Raw genomic sequence first — 25737 nt, 5'->3', positions numbered from 1 at the left:
GCGGCCTTGGTTTTGCTGTAATATTGATGTCCTTGCCACTGGCAGCAAGAAGGATTGACGGAGATGGGCATGAAAGTTCTGGTGGTGGACGATGACGTGGTCTCGCGCATGGTGCTGATGCACCTGATTGACGCCTGCGGCCATGTCGACATCATCGAAGCCGAAGACGGGCAGGATGCGTGGGACCAGCTGTGCGCCGGGCTGCGTCCCGCCATCTGCTTTTGCGACCTGCGCATGCCGCGCCTGTCGGGGATGGAGCTGCTCGAGCGCGTCAAGGGCCATCCCGAGCTGGCCTCCATGCCCTTTGTACTGGTCACCTCGGCCAACGATACTGCCACCGTCGACCAGGCCACCGGCCTTGGCGTGAACGGCTACCTGGTCAAGCCCTTCCAGCACGACCAGGTACGCTCCTTCTTGGCGCCCTTGACCCCCGCCCATCACGACATGGAATGCGAAACGCCGCAAGCGACCATGCACCGGCTCGGGATCAATGGCGAGCGCCTGCTGGTGTACCTGGGCGGCTTCCAGACCCAGCTTGCCCTGGCCGCCCCGGAGATCGACGCCATCATCGCCAGTGGCGACATTGATGCCGCGCGCTTGCGCCTGGACCGGCTCCACGCCGGCTGCCTCACCCTGGGCCTGAACGGCGCAGCGGAAGGCTTGCGCGCGCTTCCAGACGGCGCCATGGACCGCGCGCAGGTGCAGGCGGTGCTGGCCGATATCGTACGTGCCGCTACCTGCCAGGTCGCCGCCATCAATGAATTTCAATCCCGTCAATAATATTGCTTGATACCGTGATTGTTTAGGTCTAAAGTATCTGCTCGCCGATACTCACCCAAGCATGGGGCCAACATGACACGTCACAGTGCAGTACTGAGCCAGTCCGCTTACGACGACCACTTCGCGCGCGAGCATTTGCCGCCGCCGGGGCAGTGGCCCGAGTTGCGTTTCGACTTGCCGGAACTGGTCTATGCGCAGCGCCTGAACTGCGCCGCCGAACTGCTCGACTGCGCGGTGACGCGGGGCGATGGCGAGCGCATTGCCATCATTGGCGAAGGCGGGAGCTGGACCTACGCAGAGCTGCAGAAGCAGGTGGACGCCATCGCCCACGTGCTGCGCGGCGAGCTGGGGCTGGTCAGCGGCAACCGGGTGCTGCTGCGCGGCGCGAATAACCCCATGATGGCAGCGGCCATCCTGGCCGTGTTCAAGGCCGGGCTGATCGCCGTGCCCACCATGCCCTTGCTGCGTGCGCGCGAACTGACCACCATTTCCGACAAGGCCAGTGTGGACGCGGTCCTGTGTTCGGCCAGCCTGCGCAGCGAGATCGAGGCCCTGGCCACGCCGCCGAAAAAGGTCGTCTACTTCAACGGTGGCGGGGAGCCGGGGACGCTCGAAGCGCTCATGGCGCGCCACCATGCGCCTTTCGCGGCGCACCCCAGCGCCGCCGACGACGTTTGCCTGATCAGCTTCACCTCCGGCACCACTGGTGTGCCCAAGGGGACCATGCACTTCCATCGCGACCTGCTGGCGATCTGCGACTGCTTTCCGCGCCACACGCTGCGCGCCGCGCGCGACGACATCTTCATCGGCACGCCGCCGCTGGCGTTCACCTTCGGGCTGGGTGGGCTGCTGCTGTTTCCCCTGCGCGCAGGTGCCGCCGGCGTACTGCTCGAAAAGCTCGCGCCGGACACCCTGCTCGCCGCCATCGACAAGTACCGCGCCACGATATGCTTCACCGCGCCGACCTTCTATCGCCAGATGGCTCCCCTGGCGCACGGCTTCGACCTGTCGTGCCTGCGTCAGAGCGTCTCTGCCGGCGAAGCGCTGCCGCTGGCCACGCGCGAAGCATGGCAAGGTGCCACCGGCCTGGCCATGATCGACGGTATTGGCGCGACCGAAATGCTGCACATCTTCATCTCGGCCGCGGGCGACGAGATTCGTCCCGGCGCCACCGGCAAACCGGTGCCCGGCTACCAGGCCTGCATCCTGGACGATGAAGGCAGGCAGGTGGGCCCCGGTGTCATCGGCCGCCTGGCCGTAAAGGGGCCGACCGGCTGCCGCTACCTGGCCGATCCGCGCCAGACGGACTACGTTGTCAATGGCTGGAACCTGACCGGCGACGCTTACGAAATGGATGCCGACGGCTACTTCGTCTACCGTTCGCGCACGGACGACATGATCATTTCGGCAGGCTACAACATCGCCGGCGCCGAGGTGGAAGATGCCCTCATGCGCCATCCTGCGGTACTCGAATGCGGCGTGGTGGGCCGGCCCGACGACGAGCGCGGACAGGTGGTGGAGGCGCACGTCGTGCTCAAGCCCGGGTTTGCGGAAGGCGAGACGCTGGTGCGCGAGCTGCAGGACCATGTCAAGGCGCAGATTGCGCCCTACAAGTATCCCCGGTCCGTGAAATTCCTTGCCAAACTGCCGCGCACCGAGACTGGCAAGCTGCAGCGCTTCAAACTACGGGCAGCCTGAATGAAGATTGTATGTATCGGTGGCGGCCCGGCCGGGCTCTATTTCGGCCTGCTCATGAAAAAGCAGGACCCGAGCCACGACATTGTCGTCGTCGAGCGTAACCGGCCGTATGACACCTTTGGCTGGGGCGTGGTGTTTTCCGATCAGACCCTGGGCAACCTGGTCGCTGCGGACGAGTCCAGTGCACGCGCGATCCTGCAGTCGTTCAACCACTGGGACGATATCGACATCTTCTTCAAGGGCGAAAAGATCACCTCTGGCGGCCATGGTTTCTGCGGCATCGGACGCAAGCGCCTGCTCAACATCCTGCAGCAGCGCTGCGAAGAGCTGGGTGTCCAGCTGGTGTTCGAGTGCGACGTCACCGACGACCAGGAACTGGCGGCCCGTCATGGTGCCGATCTGGTGATTGCCTCTGATGGCCTGAACAGCCGCATCCGCCAGCGCTATGCAGCGACCTACCAGCCCGACATCGAAGCGCGCCGCTGCCGCTTTGTGTGGCTGGGAACGCGCAAGAAGTTCGGCGCCTTTACCTTCGCCTTCAAGAAGACCGAGCATGGCTGGTTCCAGGCCCACATCTACCAATATGATGGCGATACCTCCACCTTCATCGTGGAGACACCCGAAGAAGTGTGGCGCAAGTGCGGCCTCGATCACATGTCGCAGGAAGATGGCATTGCCTTTTGCGAGCGCCTGTTTGCCGAGCAGCTGGACGGCCACAAGCTCATGTCCAACGCCAGTCACCTGCGCGGCTCGGCCATGTGGATCACTTTCCCGCGCGTGGTATGCCGGCAGTGGATTCACTGGCAGGACGGCAGGCCGGTGGTGCTGATGGGCGACGCCGCCCATTCCGCCCACTACTCGATCGGATCGGGCACCAAGCTGGCGCTGGAAGACGCCATTGAACTGGCGTGCTGCTTCGCCAGCCACGCTGACGTGCGCGCTGCGCTCGACGCCTACGCTGCGGCGCGCGCCGTGGAAGTGCTGAAGATCCAGAGCGCGGCGCGCAACTCCATGGAATGGTTCGAGAACGTGGAGCGCTACACCGCCATGGAAGCGCCGCAGTTTGCCTATTCCATGCTCACCCGCAGCCAGCGCCTGTCGCACGAAAACCTGCGCGTGCGCGATGCCGGCTACGTGGCAGGCTTTGAACAATGGATCGCGCGGCGCGCCTGCGAACAGGCCGGTGTTGCCCTGGTGCCGGGTGCCCGCGTGATTCCCATGCTGACCCCGTTCCGGCTGCGCCGCGTCACCCTCAAGAACCGGATCGTGGTCTCGCCCATGGCCCAGTATTCGGCGGTGGACGGCCTACCGGGCGACTATCACCTGGTCCATCTCGGCGCGCGCGCGCTTGGCGGCGCCGGCATGGTGTTCGCGGAGATGACATGCGTATCGGCGGACGCCCGCATCACGCCTGCGTGTCCGGGCCTGTATGCGCCGGAGCACACCCGGGCATGGAAACGCATCGTCGACTTCGTGCATGCCAACTCAGACGCGAAGATCGCCGTGCAGCTGGGGCATGCCGGTGCCAAGGGATCGACGCGCGTGATGTGGGAAGGGATCGACCAGCCGCTGGCGGAGGGCAACTGGCCGCTGGTATCGGCGTCGAGCCAGCAGTACATCGAAGGCGTGTCGCAGATGGCGCGCGAAGCGACGGAGCAGGACCTGGCGCACATCGAAGCGGACTTTGTGCGCTCCGCGCGCGCCGCCGCTGAAGCGGGATTCGACTGGCTGGAACTGCACTGCGCCCACGGCTACTTTCTGTCGTCGTTCATTTCGCCCCTGACCAACCAGCGCCAGGACGACTATGGCGGCAGCCTGGAGAACCGCTGCCGCTATCCCCTGCGCGTGTTTCGCGCAGTGCGCGGCGCGTGGCCGGTGGACAAGCCGGTCAGTGTACGCATTTCAGCGCACGACTGGGTCGAAGGCGGCATCACGCCGGACGACGCCGTGCAGATCGCCAAAATGTTCAAGGATGCCGGCGCCGACATGATTGACTGCTCCTCGGGCCAGGTGAGCAAGCGTGAAAAGCCGGTATATGGCCGCATGTTCCAGACCCCGTTTGCCGACCGCGTGCGCAACGAAGCCAGGATCCCCACCATCGCGGTCGGATCGATCTATGAAGCCGACCACGCCAACAGCATCATCGCCGCCGGGCGCGCCGACCTGTGCGCGGTTGGAAGGCCGCACCTGGCCAACCCGGCCTGGACGCTGACCGAAGCGGCCCGCATTGGCTTTACCGCGCTCGAGTGGCCGCGCCAGTACCGGCCAGCCAAAGTACAGCTGGAACGCAACCTGGAGCGCGAACGCCAGATTGCGGCCGCATCGTCCGGCCTCACACCGCAGCAGGTGGCGGCCCGGCTGCTGGAGGGATGATGGGCGAACTGACCGGAAAGCACGCGCTGGTGACGGGTGGCGGCAGCGGCATCGGCCTGGCGGTGGCGCGGGCCCTGATTGATGCCGGCGCGCGGGTGACGATTTGCGGGCGCGACGAAAGCCGGCTGCTGGCCGCAGGCCGCGCTATCGGCGCCGCCTGCGTGGTAATGGACGTGGCGGACCGGCGCCAGGTGGACGCCGCATTCGCGCAGGCAGGCCAGGTGGACATCCTCGTCAACAATGCAGGGCAGGCCGCATCTGCCCCTTTTGGCAAGACCGACGAGGCCACGTGGCAGCGCATGCTCGACGTAAATCTGAGCGGTACCTTTCACTGCACCCAGGCCGCGCTGCCCGCCATGCTGGCCGCGGGCTGGGGACGGGTGGTCAATGTCGCCTCCACCGCAGGGCTGGCCGGATACCGCTACGTGGCAGCCTATTGCGCGGCCAAGCATGGTGTGATCGGCATGACGCGCGCACTGGCGCTGGAGGTTGCGCTCAAGGGCGTGACGGCCAACGCCGTGTGCCCGGGCTTTACCGACACCGGCATTGTCAGCGACGCGGTGGCCAACATCGTGGCCAAGACCGGGCGCAGTCAAGAGCAGGCGCGCAGCGAACTGGCCGCCGGCAATCCCCAGGGACGACTGGTGCAGGCCGACGAAGTGGCCAACGCCGTTCGGTGGTTATGCCTGCCCGGGTCGGGCGCCATGAACGGCCAGGCGCTTGCGGTGGCGGGCGGGGAGGTCATGTGAGCGACCAATCCGGCGCGGGGGCGGTACAGGGAGATGGCGCGCAGCCACTTGACCTGGCCAGCCGCCTGACACAGGACCACCATCAGTCGCTCAAGCTGTGGCTGCGCATGCTGGCCTGCACCGTGAAGATCGAAAATGAAATCCGCAGCCGCATGCGCACCACCTTCGATATCACGCTGCCGCGCTTTGACCTGATGGCGCAGCTGGAGCGCCATCCCGAAGGCCTGCGCATGGGCGAGCTGTCCAGGCGCATGATGGTCACCGGTGGGAACATCACCGGCATCACCGACCAGCTCGAGCGCGAGCAGCTGGTGGTGCGCGTGCCCGATGCAAAGGACCGCCGGGTGTATACGGTCAAGCTTACCGAGGCGGGGCGGCGCACCTTTGCCGACATGGCGGTGGTGCATGAAGGCTGGATCGCCGAGCTGCTGCAGGATATCTCTCCCGACGACAAGGGCCAGCTGATCACACTGCTGTCGCAGATGAAGCAGCACCTGAACTCGGCCGACGACAAACAGGAATAAGGAATCACCATGCGTTACCTACCAGGCCAGGCGCACCAGCTGCCGGGCAACCGCAGCCGGCTCGCTGATTACACGGCCAGCCACTTCAGGTTCGAGGTCGAAGGCGGCGTGGCGACCGTCACGCTCAATCGCCCTGAGCGCAAGAACCCGCTGACGTTCGACACGTACGCCGAACTGCGCGACCTGTTCCGCGCCTTGGCCTACGCCGACGACGTCAAGGCAATCGTCATCACCGGTGCCGGCGACAATTTCTGCTCGGGGGGCGACGTGCACGACATCATCGGGCCGCTGACAAAGCTCGACATGCCCGGGCTGCTGGCATTTACCCGCATGACCGGAGACCTGGTCAAGGCCATGCGGGCCTGTCCCCAGCCCGTTATCGCCGCCGTCGACGGCGTGTGTGCGGGCGCCGGCGCCATCCTGTCGCTGTCATCGGACATGCGCATCGGCACCGCGCGCAGCAAGACCGCATTCTTGTTCACCCGGGTTGGCCTGGCCGGATGCGACATGGGCGCGTGCGCGCTGCTGCCGCGCGTGATCGGGCAGGGCCGGGCCGCGGAACTGTTGTACACCGGGCGCTCGATGTCCGGGACCGAGGCCGAGCGCTGGGGCTTCTTCAACAGCATCAGCGAGCCGGGAGCCCTGCTGGCCGACGCGCAGGCGCTGGCCGCGGCGCTGGCGGGCGGACCCACTTTCGCGCACGGCATGACCAAGAAGATGCTCCAGCAGGAGTGGAACATGGGCGTGGACGAAGCGATTGAAGCCGAAGCCCAGGCGCAGGCCATCTGCATGGCCACCAATGACTTCCATCGCGCCTACCACGCCTTCGTGGCCAGGCAACAGCCGCAATTCGAGGGCGACTGACATGGCAGACAAAAGCTATCTGGCCTGGCCATTCTTCACTGCGGCGCATGGCCAGCTTGAAGGGGCGCTTGACGCGTGGGCGGCGGCCAACGTGGCCGAGCAGCACGGGCACGATGTTGACCAGGCCTGCCGCACGCTGGTGGGCCAGCTGGGCGAAGGCGGCTGGCTGGCGCACGCGGTGGGGCAGGGGAGCGACGCCATTGACACCCGCGCGATATGCCTGATTCGCGAAACGCTGGCCCGCCATAACGGGCTTGCCGACTTTGCTTTTGCCATGCAGGGATTGGGCTCGGGCGCGATCTCCCTGTTCGGCAGCGCCGCCAACAAGGAGCGCTACCTGCAGCGCGTGGCGCGCGGCGAGGCGATAGCCGCCTTTGCCCTGTCAGAGCCGCAGGCTGGGTCGGACGTGGCGGCCATGCAGTGCAGCGCCGTGAGGGAAGGGGACGACTACATTCTCAATGGCGAAAAGACCTGGATCTCCAACGGCGGCATCGCCGATTTTTACGTGGTCTTCGCGCGGACCGGGGAGGCGCCCGGGGCGCGCGGCATCAGTGCCTTCATCATCGACGCCGACACGCCGGGATTCGAGATTGCAGAGCGCATCCACGTCATCGCGCCGCACCCGCTGGCGCGGCTCGCGTTCCGGGACTGCCGCGTCGGCGCCGGCCAGCGGCTTGGGGACGCCGGGCAGGGCTTCAAGGTCGCCATGGCCACGCTCGACGTCTTTCGCACCTCGGTCGCCGCTGCGGCCCTGGGTTTCGCGCGGCGCGCCCTCGACGAAGCCCTGCGCCACGCCACTGCGCGCAAGATGTTTGGACAGACGCTGGCGGACTTCCAGCTCACCCAGGCCAAGCTGGCCGAGATGGCGACCGGGATCGACGCTGCCGCCTTGCTCACCTACCGCGCCGCGTGGCAGCGCGACCAGGGCGGCAAAGTGACAAAGGAAGCGGCCATGGCCAAGATGAGCGCGACCGAAACGGCGCAAAAAGTGATCGACGCTGCCGTGCAGATGTTCGGCGGCCTGGGCGTGGTGAGCGAGCATCCGGTCGAGCGGCTGTATCGTGAAATTCGCGCGCTGCGCATCTACGAAGGTGCCACCGAAGTGCAGCAGCTGATCATCGCCCGCGAACTGCTGCGCGATGCGGCTGAGGTTAGAGCAAAGGAATGAGCATGGACTTGTTACAACCGCCGGGCTGGGCGCGTCCCAGGGGCTATTCGAATGGCGTGGCCGCGAGCGGCCGCAGTGTGCATGTGAGCGGCATGATCGGCTGGGACGGCCAGGGGCAGTTCCACACTGATGATTTTGCCGGCCAGACCCGTCAGGCGCTGGAAAACGTGGTGGCGGTGCTGGCCGAAGCAGGCGCGCGGCCGGAGCACATCGTGCGAATGACCTGGTATGTGCTGGACAAAAAGGAATATCTCGCAGCGGGAAGAGAAGTGGGCATGGCATACCGGGACGTGATCGGACGCCACTACCCGGCCATGACTGCCGTGCAAGTTGCCGCCCTGATCGAAGACCGGGCACGGGTCGAAATCGAAGTCACCGCCATCATCCCCTGACGGTAACGAAAATCCGCGTGCCTTTTGTTTCCAAAAACCAGGGTCAGACCACTTAAACGCACCAAAATCAATTTCCCATAGGCGGGGTCAGACCACTTAAACGCAGTTAAAGCAATATTTTTCGCCGTTTTCATGCCGAAAACGATAAAAGTAATTACTTCAAGGAACGATATTGGCCACACTAAGCTATGGCCAATGAATCTTACGTTGTCGGGCTCAGGAAACTCCCGGGCTCCGCTGCTGTGTCCAGCATTGCCCCACCGTTTTGCCACACCGTTGTCCGTCGCCCGGCAAGCGGGTTCGGCATGGGATTTTCATAGTGTGGGAGGCGGACAGCAGTTCAAAGTAGGTAATGGATGTTGGAAAATAGTTGCATTTTGCCCGTTTAAGTGGTCTGACCCCGCGTGCAGGAAATTGATTTTGCCGCGTTTAAGTGGTCTGACCCTGGTGGGGGGAAATTGATTTTGGGCGTAGAGGAGGAAGTTGCCGCAGCCAGTGGTCAGGGCCGGGGTGACGCGGTATAATCACGGGCTCGTGTGTCGCCATAGTACAATGGATAGTACAAGGTCCTCCTAAGACTTAGATGCAGGTTCGATTCCTGCTGGCGACACCATCTCCGCACCAGCGCCTTTCAGGCAAAAATTGCCCAAACTGGCAGCCCGGCCGTTTCTATCGGTACAATGCTGCCTTCCGATTCATTTCGGCCGCTTTCGCCGGCCCCGCACTCTACACACTATGGCAGTCATCTCTCTATCGTCAGCGCAACTTGCGTTCGGCCACGTCGCGCTTCTCGATCACGCGGAGTTTTCCCTGGAAACGGGTGAACGCGTCGGCCTGATCGGCCGCAACGGCACCGGCAAGTCGTCCTTGCTGAAGATTATTTCCGGCCGCTTCAAGCTCGACGATGGCTTGCTGGTCCAGCAGCAGGGATTGAAAATCGCTTACGTGGAACAGGAGCCGACCTTCGATCCTTCCATGTCGGTGTTCGACGCCGTCGCCGCCGGCATGGGCGAACAGGCAGCCATGCTGGCCGAGTACGAGCAGCTCACCGGCCAGTTCGGCCAGGGCGACGATGACGCGCTCATGGAACGCATGCACGAGCTGCAGGTCAAACTCGATGCCACCGATGGCTGGAGCATGCAAAACAAGGTCGATACCACGCTCGATCGCCTCAGCCTGTCCGGCGAAATGCTGATGGGGACGCTCTCGGGCGGCATGCAAAAGCGCGTGGCCCTGGCGGTGGCCCTGGTCTCGGCGCCCGACGTGCTGCTGCTGGACGAACCGACCAACCACCTCGATTTCCGCTCCATCATGTGGCTCGAGGGCTTGCTGCGCGACTTCAAGGGCTCGGTCCTGTTCATCACCCACGACCGCTCCTTCCTTGACAATGTGGCCACCCGCATCATTGAACTCGATCGCGGCAAGCTGCTGTCCTACCCCGGCAACTTCTCGGCCTACCAGACCCGCAAGAGCGAACAGCTGGAGATCGAGGAAGTCGAAGCGGCCAAGTTCGACAAGTTCCTGGCGCAGGAAGAAGTCTGGATCCGCAAGGGCGTCAAGGCCCGCCGCGTGCGTGATGAAGGCCGCGTGCGCCGCCTCGAAGCGCTGCGCGTGCAGCGCGCCGCCCGCCGCGAAATGCAGGGCCAGGTCAAGCTTGAAGTGAGTGCGGGCGAGCGCTCCGGCAAGATCGTGGCCGACCTGGAAAACGTGAACAAGTCGTATGGCGAGAAGGTCATCGTCAAGGATTTCAGCGGTACCATCCTGCGCGGCGACAAGATTGGCCTGATCGGTGCCAACGGCGCCGGCAAGACCACCTTGCTCAAGATGATCCTCGGAGAAGAGGCGCCCGACAGCGGCACCGTCAAGCTTGGCACCCGGCTGCAGGTGGCGTATTTCGACCAAATGCGGGCCCAGCTCAATGAAGAGGCCAGCCTGATGGACACCATTTCCCCCGGCAGCGACTGGGTGGAGATCAATGGCGCGCGCAAACACGTCATGACGTACCTGAACGACTTCCTGTTCGCGCCAGAACGCGCACGTTCGCCGGTCAAGTCGCTCTCCGGCGGCGAGCGCAACCGCCTGCTGCTGGCACGCCTGTTTGCCAAACCGGCCAATTGCCTGGTGCTTGACGAGCCGACCAACGACCTCGACATCGATACGCTGGAATTGCTGGAAGAATTGCTGGAAGATTACAAGGGCACCGTCTTCCTGGTCAGCCACGACCGCATGTTTCTCGACAATGTGGTGACCCAGGTCATCGTGGCCGAGGGCGAGGGCCGCTGGCGCGAATTCGTGGGCGGTTACAGCGACTGGGAGCGGGTCAAGACCCAGACGCCGGCTGCGCAGCCCAAGCCTGCGGCAAAGCCAGTCGCGGCCGCGGCGCCGGCAGCGCCGGCCAAGAAATCCAAACTGAGCTACAAGGAGCAGCGCGAACTCGAAGAGCTGCCCCTGCTCATTGCCAGCCTGGAGGATGAACAGTCTCTCATCACGGCCCAGCTCAATGCCCCTGATTTCTACAAGACCAATCCGGCCGACGCCAAGCGCATCAACGCGCGCTTTGCCGAAATCGATCAGCTGCTCATGGATGCGCTGGAAAAATGGGAACAGATTGAAGCACGCAGCAAAGGATAAGCCCTGATGCCGGCAAATGATCAGCACGGTGCCGCCCGGCCAGGCAAGCAACCCTTGCTCAGCCGCGCTGCATGGGCCCGGGTATTGCCCTTTCTGGTGTACCTGGCCTTTTTCCTGGTCGAGCCCCTGCTTGCCTCCCTGGGCGTAGCGGCCGACAGCCTGCGCTACCTGTATCCGGTCAAGACAGTGGCCGTGGTCGCAACGCTTGCGTATTTTTGGCGCGACTACACGGAACTTCACCGCTGGGACATGACTCCAAAGGGTGTCATCGCTGCCCTGGCGGTAGGTGCCGTCGTGTTCGTCCTGTGGATTTCCCTCAGCACGGGGTGGATGGTGATCGGCGCGCCGGGCGGGTACGATCCCAGCAGTGGCGGCCAGGTCGATTGGCTGCTGGTGGCGGCGCGCATCGCCGGCGCTGCCCTGGTGGTGCCCGTCATGGAAGAATTGTTCTGGCGCTCCTTCCTCATGCGCTGGCTGGACAAGAACGATTTCCTGTCGCTCGATCCGGCCCGGGTGACGCTGCAAAGCGCCGCCATCGGCGCCGTCATTTTCGGCTTTGAGCATCACCTGTGGCTGGCCGGCATTGTGGCAGGGGCTGCCTACAGCTGGCTGTACGTGCGACAACGCAGCTTATGGGCACCCGTGATTGCCCATGCGCTGACCAATGGCGTGCTGGGTTGCTGGGTGGTCTACACGGGCAACTGGACATTCTGGTAGGGCAGGCGATGGCAGGTGTCGGGCTGATATTTACGCTTGTCATCAAACGGAAACCATCAAATCCGGCTTTCATCCTATAATTGTCCTTTTGCCAAAAATCGAACAGCCATGTCCCTGATCTACCTCGTCGCCGGCGCCCGGCCAAATTTCATGAAGATCGCCCCGATCGTGCGCGCGCTTCAGCAACAAAGCGCACTGTCCTTCAAGATTGTCCACACGGGCCAGCACTACGACCGGGACATGAACGAGGTGTTTTTCGAAGAGCTGGGCATTCCTCAGCCCGATATTTTCATGGGCGCCGGCGGCGGCAGCCACGCGGCCCAGACCGCCAAGATCATGGTGCAGTTCGAGGAGTTGTGCATTGCCGAGCGTCCTGCGGCGGTGCTGGTGGTGGGCGACGTCAATTCCACGCTGGCCTGTTCGATCTCTGCCAAAAAGCTCAATATCCCCGTCGCCCACGTGGAGGCCGGCCTGCGCAGCGGCGACATGTCCATGCCGGAAGAAATCAACCGCCTCGTCACCGACAGCATCAGCGACTGGTTCTTCGTTACCGAACCGTCGGCCGTCAAGTTCCTGCAAAAGGAAGGCAAGAGCGATGACGCCATTCATTACGTTGGCCACGTCATGGTCGACAATGTCCTGTTCCAGGCCGACAAACTGACCACTGCCGATACCTCGAGCTATGAAACGGCAGCCTTCAAGGCCGGCATGGCGGAACAGGGCGGGCGCTATGGCGTCATCACGCTGCACCGTCCAAGTAATGTCGATGATGCGGTCATGATGACCCGCATTGCCGGCGCTCTCAAGGAAATCGCGGCCGACCTGCCGCTGGTATTCCCGGTCCACCCCCGGACCCGCGCCAACCTGGCCAGCTTCGGCATCGATCTCGGTCCCAACATCACCTTGATGGGACCACAGGCGTATATGTCCTTCCTCAACCTGTGGAAAGACGCGACGGTCGTCTTGACCGACAGCGGCGGCCTGCAGGAAGAAACGACGGCACTGGGCGTGCCCTGCATTACCATTCGCGAAAACACCGAGCGTCCCGTCACTGTCGATGAAGGCTCCAATGTGCTGGTCGGGACCGATCCCGTGCGCATCGTCGCCGAGGCGCGCAAGGTGCTGGCCGGCCAGGGCAAGCAAGGCCGCCGCCCGCATCTGTGGGATGGCAAGGCCGCCGAGCGCATCGTCGAAGTACTCACGCGCGAGCTGGCCCGGCTCCAGGCCTGATCCGCACGGCACCGCTGCGCCAGCAGCGCGGCCCTGTTGTGCGCTGCCGCGATGCCCGTGCCGTGCATGGCGACGCGCGCGGCCGCGCCGCACGCATGCCTGCGCGGCGGCTTGTTCTCATTTATTCAGGAAGCGACCCATGAAAATTCTCGTCACCGGCGGCCTTGGCTACATTGGTGCCCACACCTGCGTCGAACTGATCGCGGCCGGCCATGAGCCGATTGCGTACGACAACCTGTCCAACACCACCACCGGCGTCGCCGAACGGGTGGCGCGCATCAGCGGCAAGCCGCTGGCCTATATCGTCGGCGACATCCGCGACCGGGCCGCGCTGGACGCGGCATTTTCGGCCCATGCCTTCGATGCGGTGATTCACTTCGCTGGCCTGAAGGCGGTCGGTGAATCGGTCGAGCAGCCCTTGCGCTATTACGACAATAACGTCACCGGCAGTGTGGCACTGTTTGAGACCATGCAGGCCCACGGTGTCAAGACGCTCGTGTTCAGTTCGTCGGCCACGGTCTACGGGGATCCGGCCACGGTGCCCATCCGCGAAGACTTTCCCCTGTCGGCCACCAATCCATATGGCCGCAGCAAGCTGTTTATCGAAGAGATCCTGCGCGACCTGCACAAGTCGGACCCGAGCTGGCGCATCGCCCTGCTGCGCTACTTCAATCCCGTGGGCGCCCACGAAAGCGGCCTGATTGGCGAAGAGCCCAACGGCATCCCCAACAACCTGGTGCCGTATATCGCGCAAGTGGCCGAAGGCCGGCGCGACAAGCTGTCCGTATTTGGGGGCGATTATCCGACCCCCGATGGTACTGGCTTGCGCGATTATATCCACGTGGTCGACCTCGCCGCAGGTCATGTCAAAACCTTAAGCAAGCTGGCGACAGCCCCAGGAATTGTTGCGTACAATTTGGGAACCGGGCGTGGTAACAGTGTTCTGGAAATGGTGCGCGCGTTCGAGCGCGCCAGCGGAAAGTCCGTGCCCTACCAGATTGTGGCGCGCCGTCCCGGGGATATCGCCGCCTGCTATGCCGATCCGACCTTTGCGCAGACGGAGCTTGGCTGGCGCGCGGAGCGCGATATCGCGCAAATGTGTGCCGATTCGTGGCGATGGCAGTCCCTGCCCAAATAACAATTAAGGAAGATACCGATGAAAGCGATGATTTTGGCAGCCGGCAAAGGCACCCGTGTACGACCCCTGACCTATGAACTGCCCAAGCCCATGATTCCCATCCTGGGCAAGCCGGTCATGGCTTATCTGGTCGAGCACCTTGCCAAGTACGGCATCACCGAAATCATGGTCAACGTCAGCTACCTGCACGAAAAGATCGAAGAGTACTTCGGCGAAGGCAATCAGTTCGGCGTGCAGATCGGCTATTCATTCGAAGGCTATACCAACGACGAAGGCGAAGTGGTGCCGCAGCCAATCGGCTCGGCCGGCGGCATGAAAAAAATCCAGGAGTTCGGCGGCTTTTTCGATGAAACCACCATCGTGCTGTGCGGCGATGCGCTGATCGATCTCGATCTCAAGTCGGCCCTGTTCGAACACCGCCGCAAGGGTGCACTGGCTTCCGTCATCACGCGCGAAGTGCCGTGGGATAAGGTCTCCAGCTATGGCGTGGTGGTCACCGACGGCGAGGGACGCATCACGGAATTTCAGGAAAAGCCAAGCCCGGAACAAGCCAAATCCAATTTCATCAGTACCGGCATTTATATCTTTGAGCCGGAAGTCATTGACCTGATTCCCAAGGACCGCTCCTTCGACATTGGCTCGGAACTGTTTCCGCTGCTGGCCAAGGAGGGCATGCCCTTCTATGCCCAGGCCCGATCATTTAACTGGATTGACATCGGCACCGTGTCCGACTACTGGCAGGTGGTGCAGCAGGTATTGCTGCGCGAAATTCCCCAGCTCGACGTGCCCGGCACCCAGATCAAGGATGGCTTGTGGGTGGGCTTGAATACCAAGATCGACTGGGAAGGCACCACCATCGAGGGGCCGGTGTATATCGGTTCGGGCACCCACGTTGAACCCGGCGTGCACATCGTCGGCCCATGCTGGATAGGCCATGGCAGCCATATCTGTTCCGGCGCCAAGGTGGTACGCAGTGTGCTGTTTGAGTATACCCGGGTATTGCATGATGTAAACTTGCACGAAATGATTGTCTATAAAGATTACAGCGTCGACCGCGAAGGGGAGATGAAACACATTTCCGATTACGCGGACGGCGAATGGGTCAACGCGCGCGACCGGCGCCAGACCCGGCGCAGTGAATTAACAAGTGAACCTAGCAGTCAATAATCAGAAAGCAGATCTATGAAAATTTATCCCGTCATCTTGTCCGGCGGTGCCGGCACCCGCCTGTGGCCACTGTCGCGCGCGGTGCTGCCCAAGCAATTGCTGCCGCTCGTAGGCGACAAGACGATGCTGCAGGATACCGTCCTGCGGGTGGCCGGCTGGCCGGAGCTGATGGCGCCATTGGTCGTATGCGGCAATGAACACCGCTTCCTGGTGGCCGAACAAATGCGCGAAATTGACGTCAAGCCACTGGGTATCCTGCTTGAGCATGTAGGGCGCAATACGGCGCCGGCCGTGGCGGCCGCCGCCAACTACCTGATCCGGACCGATCCTGAGGCGGTCATGCTGGTGCTGCCGGCCGATCACGTGATCAAGAACACCGAGGCGTTCGCAGCCGCCGTGGCCAAGGCGGCCACGCTGGTGGCCGGCGGCAGCCTGGCAACCTTCGGCATCGTGCCAACCGCGCCAGAGACGGGCTATGGCTATATCCACAGCGGTGCGCCAGTGGGCGATGCAGGATTCAAGGTGGACCGCTTTGTCGAAAAGCCCGACCGCGACACGGCCCAGCGCTTCCTCGACGAAGGCTCGTACTTCTGGAACAGCGGCATGTTCCTGTTGCCGGCTCAGGCCTATCTGGATGAACTGAAGGAACTGGCGCCGGCCATCGCGGCAGCGTCCGAGGCGTCGGTGCGCCTCGGCTACCAGGACCTGGATTTCTGTCGCCTGGACGAAGCCTCGTTCAGCATGTGCCCGTCCGATTCGATCGACTACGCTGTCATGGAAAAGACCAGCCGCGCCGTGGTGGTACCGGCAGATATTGGCTGGAACGATGTCGGTTCCTGGTCGGCGCTGTGGGAAGTGCTGCAGCCGACCGGCGACGAGCGTGGCAACGTCAAGCGGGGCGATGTCTACCTCGATGGCGTGAACAACACGCTGGTGCGGGCGGAAAGCCGCATTGTGGCGGTCGTGGGCGTGCAAGACCTGGTGGTGGTCGAAACGCCGGACGCCGTGCTGGTGGCGCACAAGGACCACGTCCAGCGCGTCAAGAATGTGGTGGACCATCTCAAGCTCAAGGAGCGCACCGAACACCTGCACCATACCAAGGTGTATCGTCCATGGGGCCACTACGAAGGCATTGATGCGGGCGACCGCTTCCAGGTCAAGCGCATCACGGTCAAGCCGGGCGAAAAGCTGTCGCTGCAGATGCACCACCACCGGGCCGAGCACTGGGTGGTCGTGAGCGGTACCGCGCGCGTGACCTGTGGCGAGAAAGTGAGCCTGCTGTCGGAAAACGAATCGACTTACATCCCGATCGGCATGAACCACCGCCTGGAAAACCCAGGCAAGGTACCGCTGCACATTATCGAGGTGCAGTCGGGCAGCTATCTGGGCGAAGACGACATTGTCCGTTTCGAAGATATCTACCAGCGCGCATAAGCGGGCAGGCCGGTCAAACAAGGGAGCTGCGGCTCCCTTGTTGTTATTTTGCATGCGGTCGCCCGGGTCCACGCGCGCCGCCCGTCGGCATGGCTGAAAGACCCCGGCGCTGTGCCGGTGCCCGCCTGGCCGCCTGTCAGCCGATCGAGTTACGCCGCTGCCGCGCTGCCGGTTTGTTTGCCAGCACCATTGCCGGCATTTCCTCGACCCGCTCCGGACCAACCGGTATGCCTTGCAGCATTTGTTGCGAGCGGTTCTGGCAGGACGTGCAAGGCAGCATGTAGTCGGCCCACACGCCGGTACCCGGGGCGGGACAGTAGTTGTTGGTCCGCGTCCGGTCCCACCATATGGCGACCTGTCCCGTCAGGCGGCCGGGCTGGCCTTTGTTGGCCAGATAGGTAAACAATTTGGGTTCGGCGCAGAAGCGGTTCAGGTCGGCCACACGCCAGGCGTCGGTCAGCACGCCCTGGATCTTGGTGACCGCCGATATCGACTGCAAGGGATTTTCACGATATCGAAATTGCTCGGGATGGCCGCCGCTGTTGGCCAAGGCGGCCAGGTTTTGTGCCAGCATATAGCGGTCGCCATAAGGCGCGTCCTCGAGTTCATCGTTCAGCCGATCCAGTGCCGCCAATACGTTGCGGCGCGCATCCTCCGCGCCTGCCGCGTTGATGCGAACACCGATGGCGCAGGCAAGCGCCATGCGAATGGCTGTCATGGCCGGACCGTAGCCGACCAGCTGGGGGCCGCCTGCCAGGTCCGTTCCGAATGGCGTGTCCTGGGGCAACCGGCGCAAGGCCAGCGCTGCCGCGTCGACGTTGGCCTGGCTGATCGGCTGATGCCGGCCCTCGAAAGCGGGAAACGCCTGGGTGATGAAGCGGATCGTGTCCATGTGCGCCGGCGCGTAAAAGATGGCATGCGATCTCAGGCTCATGCAGCTAACTTTCTGATAACTGTTTTCGAGGGTCGCGGTCAGGTACGCCGACCATTGCCGGATGACGTCGTCTGGCAGCATGCCAAATCCTGACGATGTGGCGATATAGGTTGTCAAGCCATTGGCGGTGACTTCGGCAACCCCGACCGCCCCCAGGTCCGGAGCGTTCATGTCCATCAGCGAGCGCGCTAGCAGTTCGGCCGCAACGACAGTCGATGGATTCGGCAGCGGGAACTGCCCCATCTCGCGCCGTCGTAGCCTGAATTCCCGGATGGTCTGCGAGACTTGAAATTGTTCTTCGTCGTCAATATGCAGGGGCAGGGTCATGTGCGGTCTCCTCGGGTCAACTTCGGCTGGACAGGCATAGCATTTTAGTGCGAATTGATTGTCAAATACTCATTGTTGTTAAAAAAATTCTGCGCCACCGCGCCGCATTTGTCACCGGGCCGCCGGGCATCCTGTCAGTTTTTCTATCGGACAGCACCGGGGAGCTTGTCATTCTAGACAGGCTGAGCCTCGCGTTGAGACGGTTCCGGCAAGCAGATTTTCCACGTACATCCGCGCATGACGGTGGCTGGCAGGGGCGAGATTGGTCCGTTCTTCCCAAGGCGGCGTCATAAGCTTGTCACTTGGACACATTAGTATCGCGCTAGCTGATCGAATAATTTTAATAACGCCGCGCCGCACCGGCCGTGGTCAACTCTACAATACCGATTTTCTTCCTCTCACCTCAGGATTCCTTGATGAAAAAGCTCGTCGTTTCCCACCCCGGCCGCATGACCGTGCTTGCCGCGCTACTGGCAGGCCTGTCCTGGCCTGCCCTGGCGGCGTCGCCCAACCTCGTGATCAGCCAGGTATATGGCGCTGGTGGCAATACCGGAACCACGATCTACAAGAATGACTACGTTGAAATTTTCAACCGCGGCGCTACCGCCGTCACGCTCAGCGGCTGGTCGCTGCAGTATGCCTCCGCATCGAACAGCACCTGGTCCGGCAAGGCAATCCTGCCCACCATGACGGTGGAGCCTGGCCAATATGTGCTGGTCCAGCAGCAGGGCGGCGGCGGCACTTCCCAGCCCGCATTGCCCACGCCGGTGGTGGTGCCCCTGAGCGGCGCGTTCAACATGGCAGCGGCCAACGGCAAGCTGGCCCTGGTCAATGACAGCGTGACCATCAACGGCCACAGCCCGGCGACGCCGAACGTGGTTGACATGATCGGTTTCGGTTCTGCATCCGGGGCCGAAGGCACGGCCGCGCCGTCCGGCAGCAATACCCTGGCCCTGTTCCGCGCCGAGGGGGGCTGCGTCGATACCGATGCCAACGATCTCGACATCACCACCGGCGCGCCGGCCCCGCGCACCAGCGATTCGGCGCGCAATCTGTGCGGCGGCGGCAATGTCGCCCAGCCTATTATTCCTGCCTGCCCGGAATCGCTGTCGGTAGAGCAGGGCAGCGGCGGCATGGCCGCGCTGTCGGCCACCGATGCCGACAGCGTCGTCAACAGCGCCGACATCACCAGTGGCGGCGTGCCCGGTATCACGCTGGCCGGCTTTGCCGCCGCCGGTGCCGAGGGCGGTGTCGCCAGCGTGACCCTGCAGGCTGATGCCAGCCTTGGCGTGGGCAGCTATCCGGTCGTGATCAGCTTTGGCAACAACGCCGGCCAGCAAGCAAGCTGCACGGTCAACGTCAGTGTGTCTGGCGCGGCAACGATTCCACAAATCCAGGGCGAGGGCGCCACCAGCCCCTTCAACAACCTGACAGTCACCACCGAAGGCGTGGTCACGCATAAAGTCGCCAACGGCTTCTTCCTGCAAGACCCGACCGGCGACGGCAACCCCGCCACCTCGGACGGGCTGTTCGTGTTCGCGCCAACGGCGGTCAATGTGGGCGACCGCATGCGCGTCAGCGGCACCATCACGGAATACCGGCCGAGTGGCGCGCCACGCACCTACACGGAAATGAAGGATGTGACGGCGTCTGCCGTGCTCAGCACCGGCAACAGCGTCACCCCCACCAACATCACCTTTGACGGCACCCTGGACCTGGCGCGCCTGGAAGCCATGCTCGTCAATGTGGTGAACCCGCTGGTGGTCAACCAGACCAGCTACCTCGGTAACCGGGGCGAACTGACCCTGGCCGACGGGCGCCGCGAAACGGCGACCAACCGCTTCCGTCCCAATACGCCTGAAGCCATTGCCCTGGCCGCAGCCAATGCGAAAAACCAGCTGGTGCTGGACGACAGCCTGTTCAGTACCCCAACCGTGATCCCTTACATTGACGGTGGCAGCCGCGTGGTCCGCGCCGGCGACACCGTTACCGGTCTGACCGGCGTGATCGATTATGGTTCCATCGGCGGCGGTGGCGGCGGCTTCAAGCTGCAGTACAGCGTGGAGCCCTCATTCACGGCAAGCAATCCACGTACCGCAGCGCCCCAGCTGGCGGCGGGCAATCTGCGCGTGGCCAGTGCCAACGTGCTCAATTACTTCACGACCTTCACCAATGGCGCTGACGTGTTTGGCAACGTGGACCAGGGTTGCACGCTGGGCAATAGCATCCGCCGCAGCAATTGCCGTGGTGCCGACAATCAGGCCGAGTTCGACCGCCAGAACGCCAAGATCGTCAATGAACTGAAGGCCCTTGACGCCGATGTGCTCGGCCTCATGGAAATCCAGAACAATGGTGATGTCGCGGTCGATTACCTGGTCAGGCAGCTCAATGCGGCCATTGGTTTCCCGACCTACACCTATGTGCCTGCCCCGCCTGCCACCGGTACCGACGCCATTCGTGTGACCATGATCTACAAGCCGGCCAAGGTGTCGCTGGTGGGCAGTGCGCTGTCCGACAGCGACGACGTCAACAGCCGCCCGCCCATGGCCCAGACCTTCAAGACGGCCAACGGTGCCAAGTTCTCACTGGTGGTCAATCACCTCAAGGCCAAGTCCGGCTGCGGCTCGGGCGCCAATGGTGACCTGGGCGATGGCCAGGGTTGCCATAACCTGCGCCGCACCGAACAGGCGGCCCGCCTGCGCGACTATTTCCTGCCCCTCGTGGCAAGCACGGCCGGCGACCCGGACCTGCTGGTCATTGGCGACATGAATGCCCATGGCTTCGAAGACCCGATCCACCTGCTGACCCAGGCCGGCCTGGTCAACCAGCTCGAGCGTTTCGTGCGCCCGTCCGGGATTCCTTACTCCTACGTGTTTGACGGCGAAGTGGGCTATCTGGACCACGCCCTGGCCAGTGCCTCGCTCAACGCCCAGATCGTCGGCGCCACCGAATGGCATATCAATGCCGACGAGCCGGCCATGATCGACTACAACCTCGACGGCAAGAGCCCGGCCGCCCTGGCCCTGATTGAAGACCACGCCTACCGCTCTGCCGACCACGACCCTGTGGTGGTAAGCCTGAACCTGGCACCGGCCTATGCCGACGTCACCGGCGGCTTTGCCATCCAGCGCTCGGCCCTGGCCCTGAACCGCCTGACCGGCAAGTTCAGCGGCACCATCACGCTGACCAATACCACCAGCGCGGCCATCAGCGGCCCGTTCCAGGTGCAGCTCAAGGACTTGCCGGCCGGCATCACGCTGGACAACGCCACCGGCAGCAAGGATGGCGCGCCTTATATCACGGTCAATAACGCTTCGGTGGCGCCTGGCGCCAAATTCACGGTCAGCCTCGTGTTCTCCAACCCGAGGAAAGTGCCGATGAGCTACACCCACACCATTTACAGCGGTACTTTTTAAAGTCTAAGGAAACAAGATCATGTTCAACTTCAAGCAATTCGCGCAGCAAGCCCTGTTTGCCCTGGCCATGGCATGTGGCAGCGCCGCCGCCGTGGCCGGACCGACCTACCAGGTCACCATCGACACCTCGAGCTTTGCCGGTGAAAGCGGCTTGCTGGACTTCGCATTCAGCAATGGCTTCGTCGGCACCGTGGGTGCGACCGCCACCCTGTCCAATTTCAGCGGCAGCTTCGGTGTAGAATTCGACCGTTTCGGCAGCGTCAGCGGCGCCATTCCCGGCATGGTGTCCATGACCAATGATGTGCTGATCAGCTATCTGACCCAGGCCGTGACGCTGGGCGGCAACTTCGGCTTCACCGTCCATTTCGGCGGTGACTTTGAAACCATCGACGATGTCAACGAGTCCCTGTTCAGCGTGGCCTTGTACGACGCCGACATGACTGCCATGCTGGCCCAGCTGGTGGACTTCACCATCATCCCCGGCGCCAATGGCGTGGCCGCATCGATTGTCATTAGTGCCGGTGACCTGGCCAGCGTGGGTGAAGTGCCGGAGCCGTCTCAGCTGTTGCTGATGCTGAGCGCGCTGGCGCTGGCCGGCGCCGTCATGCGCCGCCGCGCGCACTGATTGCGCACTGTTTTTCTCGCATAGGGGCCTCTGGCCCCATGTTCTCCAAGACACATTTGCTCGGAAACGACAGATGTGTCTTTTTTTATGGATTGCGTAATTCCTCTACTGCAATTTGCTGCAAATGCACCTAGAATGGCGGGCCTGATTTAGTCGACAATTGTCTGAATACTCAAACAAAAATATATTAGTCATTGCTTTCCGGCTTCAGGCATAGTCATTTTATTATGCAATTTTGTGTGAGATTTTGCCGAGGTAGCCATGTCCGCCCACCTGCTTGTTGTTGACAGCGACACTGCCGTCCAGGATTTGATCGGTTTTAACCTGACCCGCGCCGGCCACCTGGTCGCGCGCTGCGGCGACGCCGAGTCGGCCTGGCTGGTGCTTGACGATGCCATGCCGGACCTGCTGCTGCTGGAATGGGACCTGCCTGCCCAGTCCGGCGTGTCGCTGATCCGCCGCATCCGCGCCAATGCCCGCACCCGCGAACTGCCCTTGATCATGGTCAGTGCACGGGCCGGCGAACACGACAAGATCATGGCCCTGGAAGCGGGGGCGGACGATTACATCACCAAGCCCTTCAGCCCCCGCGAAATGCTCGCGCGCATCCAGGCCCTGCTGCGCCGGCGCGCGCCCCTGGCGGCGGCCGACACGGTACAAATGGCGGGCTTGCGGCTCGACCCCAGCACCCACCGCGTCACCGCCGGCACGCGCCAGATTGCCCTGGGCCGCGTCGAGTTTCGCCTGCTGAACTTCCTGATGCACCATCCCGAGCGGGTGCACAGCCGCTCCCAGCTGCTTGACCAGGTATGGGGCGACCATGTCTTTCTCGATGAACGCACGGTCGATACCCATGTGGGCCGCCTGCGCAGCGCCCTGCAGGCCAGTGGCCACCAGGATCATATCGAAACCGTGCGCGGCAGCGGCTACCGCTTCGTGGCATGGTCTGCCCGCGCCAGGCTCGGCCTGCGGGCTGCCGCCTGACGGCTTGCCGCAGCCACTGTCCCAGCGTGAGCCAGCCCGTCATCCTCAGCCCGCTCGAGCAGGAATACCTGCTGCGCATCATCGAGTCGGCCGTGCAGGTGGCCGATGTGCACCAGTTTTTCCTGTGGAGCCAGGGCCAGCTGCAGGCCCTGTTGCCGCACCAGCTTCTCGTGTGCATGCAGTTTGGCCCCGGCCAGGCGTTGCAGCGCCTGGAGTGCCTGCACGGCACCGTGATCGACGACGCCGCGCTGGCGCGCCTGTGCAACCCGCACACGGGCCTGGCCGTCGCGCTGGCCCGCCATTGCAGCGCCGCCGGGGCCTTGCCCTGCCTGGCCGACCTGCACGATGCCGCGCCGGCCCCCGCCATCCTGGCGCTGCACCAGCAGCTCGCTGCCTGCGGCTTCGACAATGTGCTCATCGACGGCAGCGGAGAACTGGCCGGTGGTGCCACCGTCTTTGCCCTGTTCGGCTTGCCCATGCGTCCCGGCCCGCGCCATGCCTACTTCCTGACGCTGTTGCTGCCGCACCTGCACCTGGCCCTGGCGCGGCTGGCGCAAGGCGCGCCCGTCACTGCGCGCAGGGAGGCGGGGCAGGCCATCCTGCGTCCCCTGAGCGCGCGCGAGAGCGAGGTGCTGCACTGGCTGCGCGCCGGCAAGCGCAACGAGGAAATCGCCTGCCTGCTGGGATTGAGCGCCCTGACCGTGAAGAACCATTTGCACCGGATTTACCAGGTGCTCGGGGTGCGCAACCGTACCGAAGCGGTGGCACGCTGCACCGCTTTGCGGCTCTTTTCTGAAGGGCAATAAATCATGCAACACCATGGCGTCCATCCACTGATTCGCCAGGCCAAAGAGTTGTTGTCGGTATTGCAGCGGGTATGGTAGCCTTGCACGCCAAATTGAGCCTTTGAGGAGTCGTTCGGATGTTTGCACCACAGCCCCACAGCATCGTTCGCCGGCGCAGCGCCGGCTTCACCCTGCTGGAATTATTGGTCGTTATCGTGATCATTGGATTGCTTGCTGCCTACGTCGGTCCCAAGTACCTGTCCCAGGTGGGCAAGTCGGAAGTGGCGGTCGCCAAGACCCAGATGGATGCGTTCCAGAAGTCGCTCGATGCCTACCGTCTGGACGTGGGCCGCTATCCCACGACCGAAGAGGGCCTGGCCGCGCTGATGGCCGCGCCGCCGACGGCCGGCACCAAATGGGCCGGGCCGTATTTGTCCAAGGCGCTGCCGCAGGACCCCTGGGGCAACCCCTACGCCTACCGCGCGCCCGGCACCAAATCCGAATACGAGATTGTCTCCAATGGCAAGGATGGCCAGCCGGGCGGCACCGGCGAAAATGCCGACATCGTGTCGCAATAAGACCGCCCCATTCAAGCCCCCGAGCCAGTAAGCCATGCAGTTTGCCGTTCGCACCCTGGCGCCTGATCACACCATCACGCGCATGACCGTTGACGCGCTCGACGAGTCCGATGCGCGCCGCCAGGTGGAAGCGCGCGGCCTGTTCGTGAGCAGTGTGGAAGCGGTCGGCGGCGGCGCGCTGGGCAAGCGGCGCGGGCGCAGCCTGTCGCTGGTGCTGTTCAGCCAGGAACTGCTGGCGCTGCTCACGGCAGGCCTGGGCATCGTGGAAGCGCTCGAAGCGCTGCTGGAAAAGGAAGCCAGTCCCGCCACCCGCGGCGTGCTCGAACGCCTGCTGGGCGGCCTGCGTGAAGGCAAGCGCTTCTCTTCCGTGCTGGCCGAGCAGCCCGACCTGTTTCCACCGCTGTATATCGGCATCGTGCGCGCGGCCGAAGGCACCAGCGATTTGCCGCGCGCGCTGGCGCGCTACATCGATTACCAGCAGCGCATCGACACCGTGCGCGCCAAGATCGTCAGCGCCGCCATTTATCCCGTCATCCTGCTCACCGTGGGCGCCAGCGTGAGCCTGTTCCTGATCACCTATGTGGTGCCGAAATTCGCCGCCGTGTACCAGGGCGCCGGGCGCGAACTGCCGTGGATGTCGCGCATGATGCTGGCCTGGGGCCAGGTGGTGACGCAGCACACCGGCCTGCTGCTGGCCGGCCTTGCCGTGCTGGCGGTGCTGATGGTGGCGCTGTGGCGGCGCATGACGCGCGAGGGCGGCCTGGCGCGGCTGCTGGCACGCCTGCCCGGCATTGGCGAGCGCATTCGCATCTATGAACTGTCACGCCTGTACCTCACGCTCGGCATGCTCAGTGAAGGCGGCATCACCATCGTGCACGCGATTGAAACCGTGCAGGGCATGGTGTCGGCCAATATGCGCGCCAGCCTGGTGCTGGCCCGCCAGGCCATTGAAGCGGGCGAGCCGCTCTCGCACGCCTTTGAAGTAAACCGCCTGACCACCCCGATTTCGCTGCGCATGCTGCGCGTGGGCGAGCGCACCGGCGACATGGGGCCCATGCTGACCCAGTCGGCCGCGTTTTACGACGGCGAAATCAGCCGCTGGATCGACCGTTTCACCCGCACCTTCGAGCCGCTCCTGATGGCCGCCATCGGCCTGGTGGTGGGCGCCATCGTGGTGCTTCTGTATATGCCCATTTTCGACCTCGCCGGAGACATGTCTTGAG

General features: G+C 63.5%; 21 protein-coding genes and 1 tRNA gene. 21 read left to right on the top strand and 1 reads right to left on the bottom strand.

Features of this window, described 5'->3' with window-relative positions:
• The first annotated feature begins 69 nt into the window (after positions 1-69).
• From KY495_RS01930 to KY495_RS01860, 15 genes are all read left to right on the top strand, one after another.
• The gene (locus tag KY495_RS01930; RefSeq protein ID WP_219882098.1) at positions 70-780 is read left to right on the top strand and encodes a response regulator; all 711 of its coding nucleotides are present in this window, start codon (positions 70-72) and stop codon (positions 778-780) included.
• Between the two features lie 72 nt (positions 781-852).
• Positions 853-2478 carry an AMP-binding protein gene (locus KY495_RS01925; RefSeq protein WP_219882097.1) on the top strand — a complete coding sequence of 542 codons (1626 nt, stop codon included), beginning with the start codon at positions 853-855 and terminating at the stop codon, positions 2476-2478.
• Positions 2479-4851: a bifunctional salicylyl-CoA 5-hydroxylase/oxidoreductase gene (locus KY495_RS01920; RefSeq protein ID WP_219882096.1), complete on the top strand. Its 2373-nt coding sequence runs from the start codon at positions 2479-2481 to the stop codon at positions 4849-4851.
• Positions 4851-5600 carry an SDR family NAD(P)-dependent oxidoreductase gene (locus tag KY495_RS01915; RefSeq protein ID WP_374040985.1) on the top strand — a complete coding sequence of 250 codons (750 nt, stop codon included), beginning with the start codon at positions 4851-4853 and terminating at the stop codon, positions 5598-5600. The genes KY495_RS01920 and KY495_RS01915 overlap by 1 nt, the downstream gene beginning before the upstream one ends.
• Positions 5597-6124, top strand: a complete 528-nt coding sequence (locus KY495_RS01910) for a MarR family winged helix-turn-helix transcriptional regulator (RefSeq protein ID WP_229518462.1) — start codon at positions 5597-5599, stop codon at positions 6122-6124. Before KY495_RS01915 ends, KY495_RS01910 begins: the two co-directional genes overlap by 4 nt.
• A 9-nt stretch (positions 6125-6133) precedes the next feature.
• A complete protein-coding gene (locus KY495_RS01905) occupies positions 6134-6988 on the top strand; it encodes an enoyl-CoA hydratase family protein (protein ID WP_219882093.1) in 855 nt (284 codons plus the stop codon).
• Position 6989: 1 nt separating this feature from the next.
• Positions 6990-8156, top strand: coding sequence for an acyl-CoA dehydrogenase family protein (locus tag KY495_RS01900; RefSeq protein WP_219882092.1), 1167 nt, complete (start codon positions 6990-6992; stop codon positions 8154-8156).
• A gap of 2 nt (positions 8157-8158) precedes the next feature.
• Positions 8159-8548, top strand: a complete 390-nt coding sequence (locus tag KY495_RS01895) for a RidA family protein (RefSeq protein ID WP_219882091.1) — start codon at positions 8159-8161, stop codon at positions 8546-8548.
• Positions 8549-9086: 538 nt separating this feature from the next.
• A tRNA-Arg gene (locus tag KY495_RS01890) sits at positions 9087-9161 on the top strand.
• A gap of 122 nt (positions 9162-9283) precedes the next feature.
• Positions 9284-11179, top strand: coding sequence for an ATP-binding cassette domain-containing protein (locus tag KY495_RS01885; RefSeq protein ID WP_219882090.1), 1896 nt, complete (start codon positions 9284-9286; stop codon positions 11177-11179).
• Between the two features lie 6 nt (positions 11180-11185).
• A complete protein-coding gene (locus tag KY495_RS01880; protein ID WP_219882089.1) occupies positions 11186-11896 on the top strand; it encodes a CAAX prenyl protease-related protein in 711 nt (236 codons plus the stop codon).
• A gap of 108 nt (positions 11897-12004) precedes the next feature.
• Positions 12005-13126, top strand: coding sequence for a non-hydrolyzing UDP-N-acetylglucosamine 2-epimerase (gene wecB, locus KY495_RS01875; protein ID WP_219882088.1), 1122 nt, complete (start codon positions 12005-12007; stop codon positions 13124-13126).
• A gap of 139 nt (positions 13127-13265) precedes the next feature.
• On the top strand, positions 13266-14264 hold the full coding sequence (gene galE / locus KY495_RS01870; protein WP_219882087.1) for a UDP-glucose 4-epimerase GalE: 999 nt from the start codon (positions 13266-13268) through the stop codon (positions 14262-14264).
• A gap of 18 nt (positions 14265-14282) precedes the next feature.
• The gene (locus tag KY495_RS01865; RefSeq protein ID WP_219882086.1) at positions 14283-15431 is read left to right on the top strand and encodes a sugar phosphate nucleotidyltransferase; all 1149 of its coding nucleotides are present in this window, start codon (positions 14283-14285) and stop codon (positions 15429-15431) included.
• 15 nt (positions 15432-15446) lie between these two features.
• A complete protein-coding gene (locus KY495_RS01860; protein ID WP_219882085.1) occupies positions 15447-16865 on the top strand; it encodes a mannose-1-phosphate guanylyltransferase/mannose-6-phosphate isomerase in 1419 nt (472 codons plus the stop codon).
• A gap of 136 nt (positions 16866-17001) precedes the next feature.
• Here KY495_RS01860 and KY495_RS01855 read toward each other — a convergent pair whose 3' ends face one another.
• Positions 17002-18126: a hypothetical protein gene (locus KY495_RS01855; RefSeq protein ID WP_219882084.1), complete on the bottom strand. Its 1125-nt coding sequence runs from the start codon at positions 18124-18126 to the stop codon at positions 17002-17004.
• A 416-nt stretch (positions 18127-18542) separates the two neighbouring features.
• On the opposite strand from KY495_RS01855, the gene KY495_RS01850 reads away from it, so the two are divergent.
• The 6 genes from KY495_RS01850 to KY495_RS01825 all read left to right on the top strand — a co-directional run bounded on the left by KY495_RS01850 (position 18543) and on the right by KY495_RS01825 (position 25736).
• Positions 18543-21542 (top strand): ExeM/NucH family extracellular endonuclease, encoded by a 3000-nt coding sequence (locus KY495_RS01850; RefSeq protein ID WP_229518461.1) that lies wholly within the window; start codon positions 18543-18545, stop codon positions 21540-21542.
• 19 nt (positions 21543-21561) lie between these two features.
• A complete protein-coding gene (locus KY495_RS01845) occupies positions 21562-22167 on the top strand; it encodes an NF038129 family PEP-CTERM protein (RefSeq protein WP_219882083.1) in 606 nt (201 codons plus the stop codon).
• 261 nt (positions 22168-22428) lie between these two features.
• Positions 22429-23151 (top strand): phosphate regulon transcriptional regulator PhoB, encoded by a 723-nt coding sequence (phoB, locus tag KY495_RS01840; RefSeq protein WP_219882082.1) that lies wholly within the window; start codon positions 22429-22431, stop codon positions 23149-23151.
• Between the two features lie 26 nt (positions 23152-23177).
• Positions 23178-23957 (top strand): LuxR C-terminal-related transcriptional regulator, encoded by a 780-nt coding sequence (locus tag KY495_RS01835; RefSeq protein ID WP_219882081.1) that lies wholly within the window; start codon positions 23178-23180, stop codon positions 23955-23957.
• Between the two features lie 116 nt (positions 23958-24073).
• A complete protein-coding gene (gene gspG / locus KY495_RS01830; protein ID WP_219882080.1) occupies positions 24074-24514 on the top strand; it encodes a type II secretion system major pseudopilin GspG in 441 nt (146 codons plus the stop codon).
• Positions 24515-24548: 34 nt separating this feature from the next.
• Positions 24549-25736: a type II secretion system F family protein gene (locus KY495_RS01825; RefSeq protein ID WP_219882079.1), complete on the top strand. Its 1188-nt coding sequence runs from the start codon at positions 24549-24551 to the stop codon at positions 25734-25736.
• The last annotated feature ends 1 nt before the right edge of the window (position 25737 follow it).

The sequence above is a fragment of the Massilia sp. PAMC28688 genome, from assembly GCF_019443445.1.
Lineage (GTDB): Bacteria > Pseudomonadota > Gammaproteobacteria > Burkholderiales > Burkholderiaceae_D > Telluria_A.
This window is presented reverse-complemented; position numbering and strand designations above follow the sequence as displayed.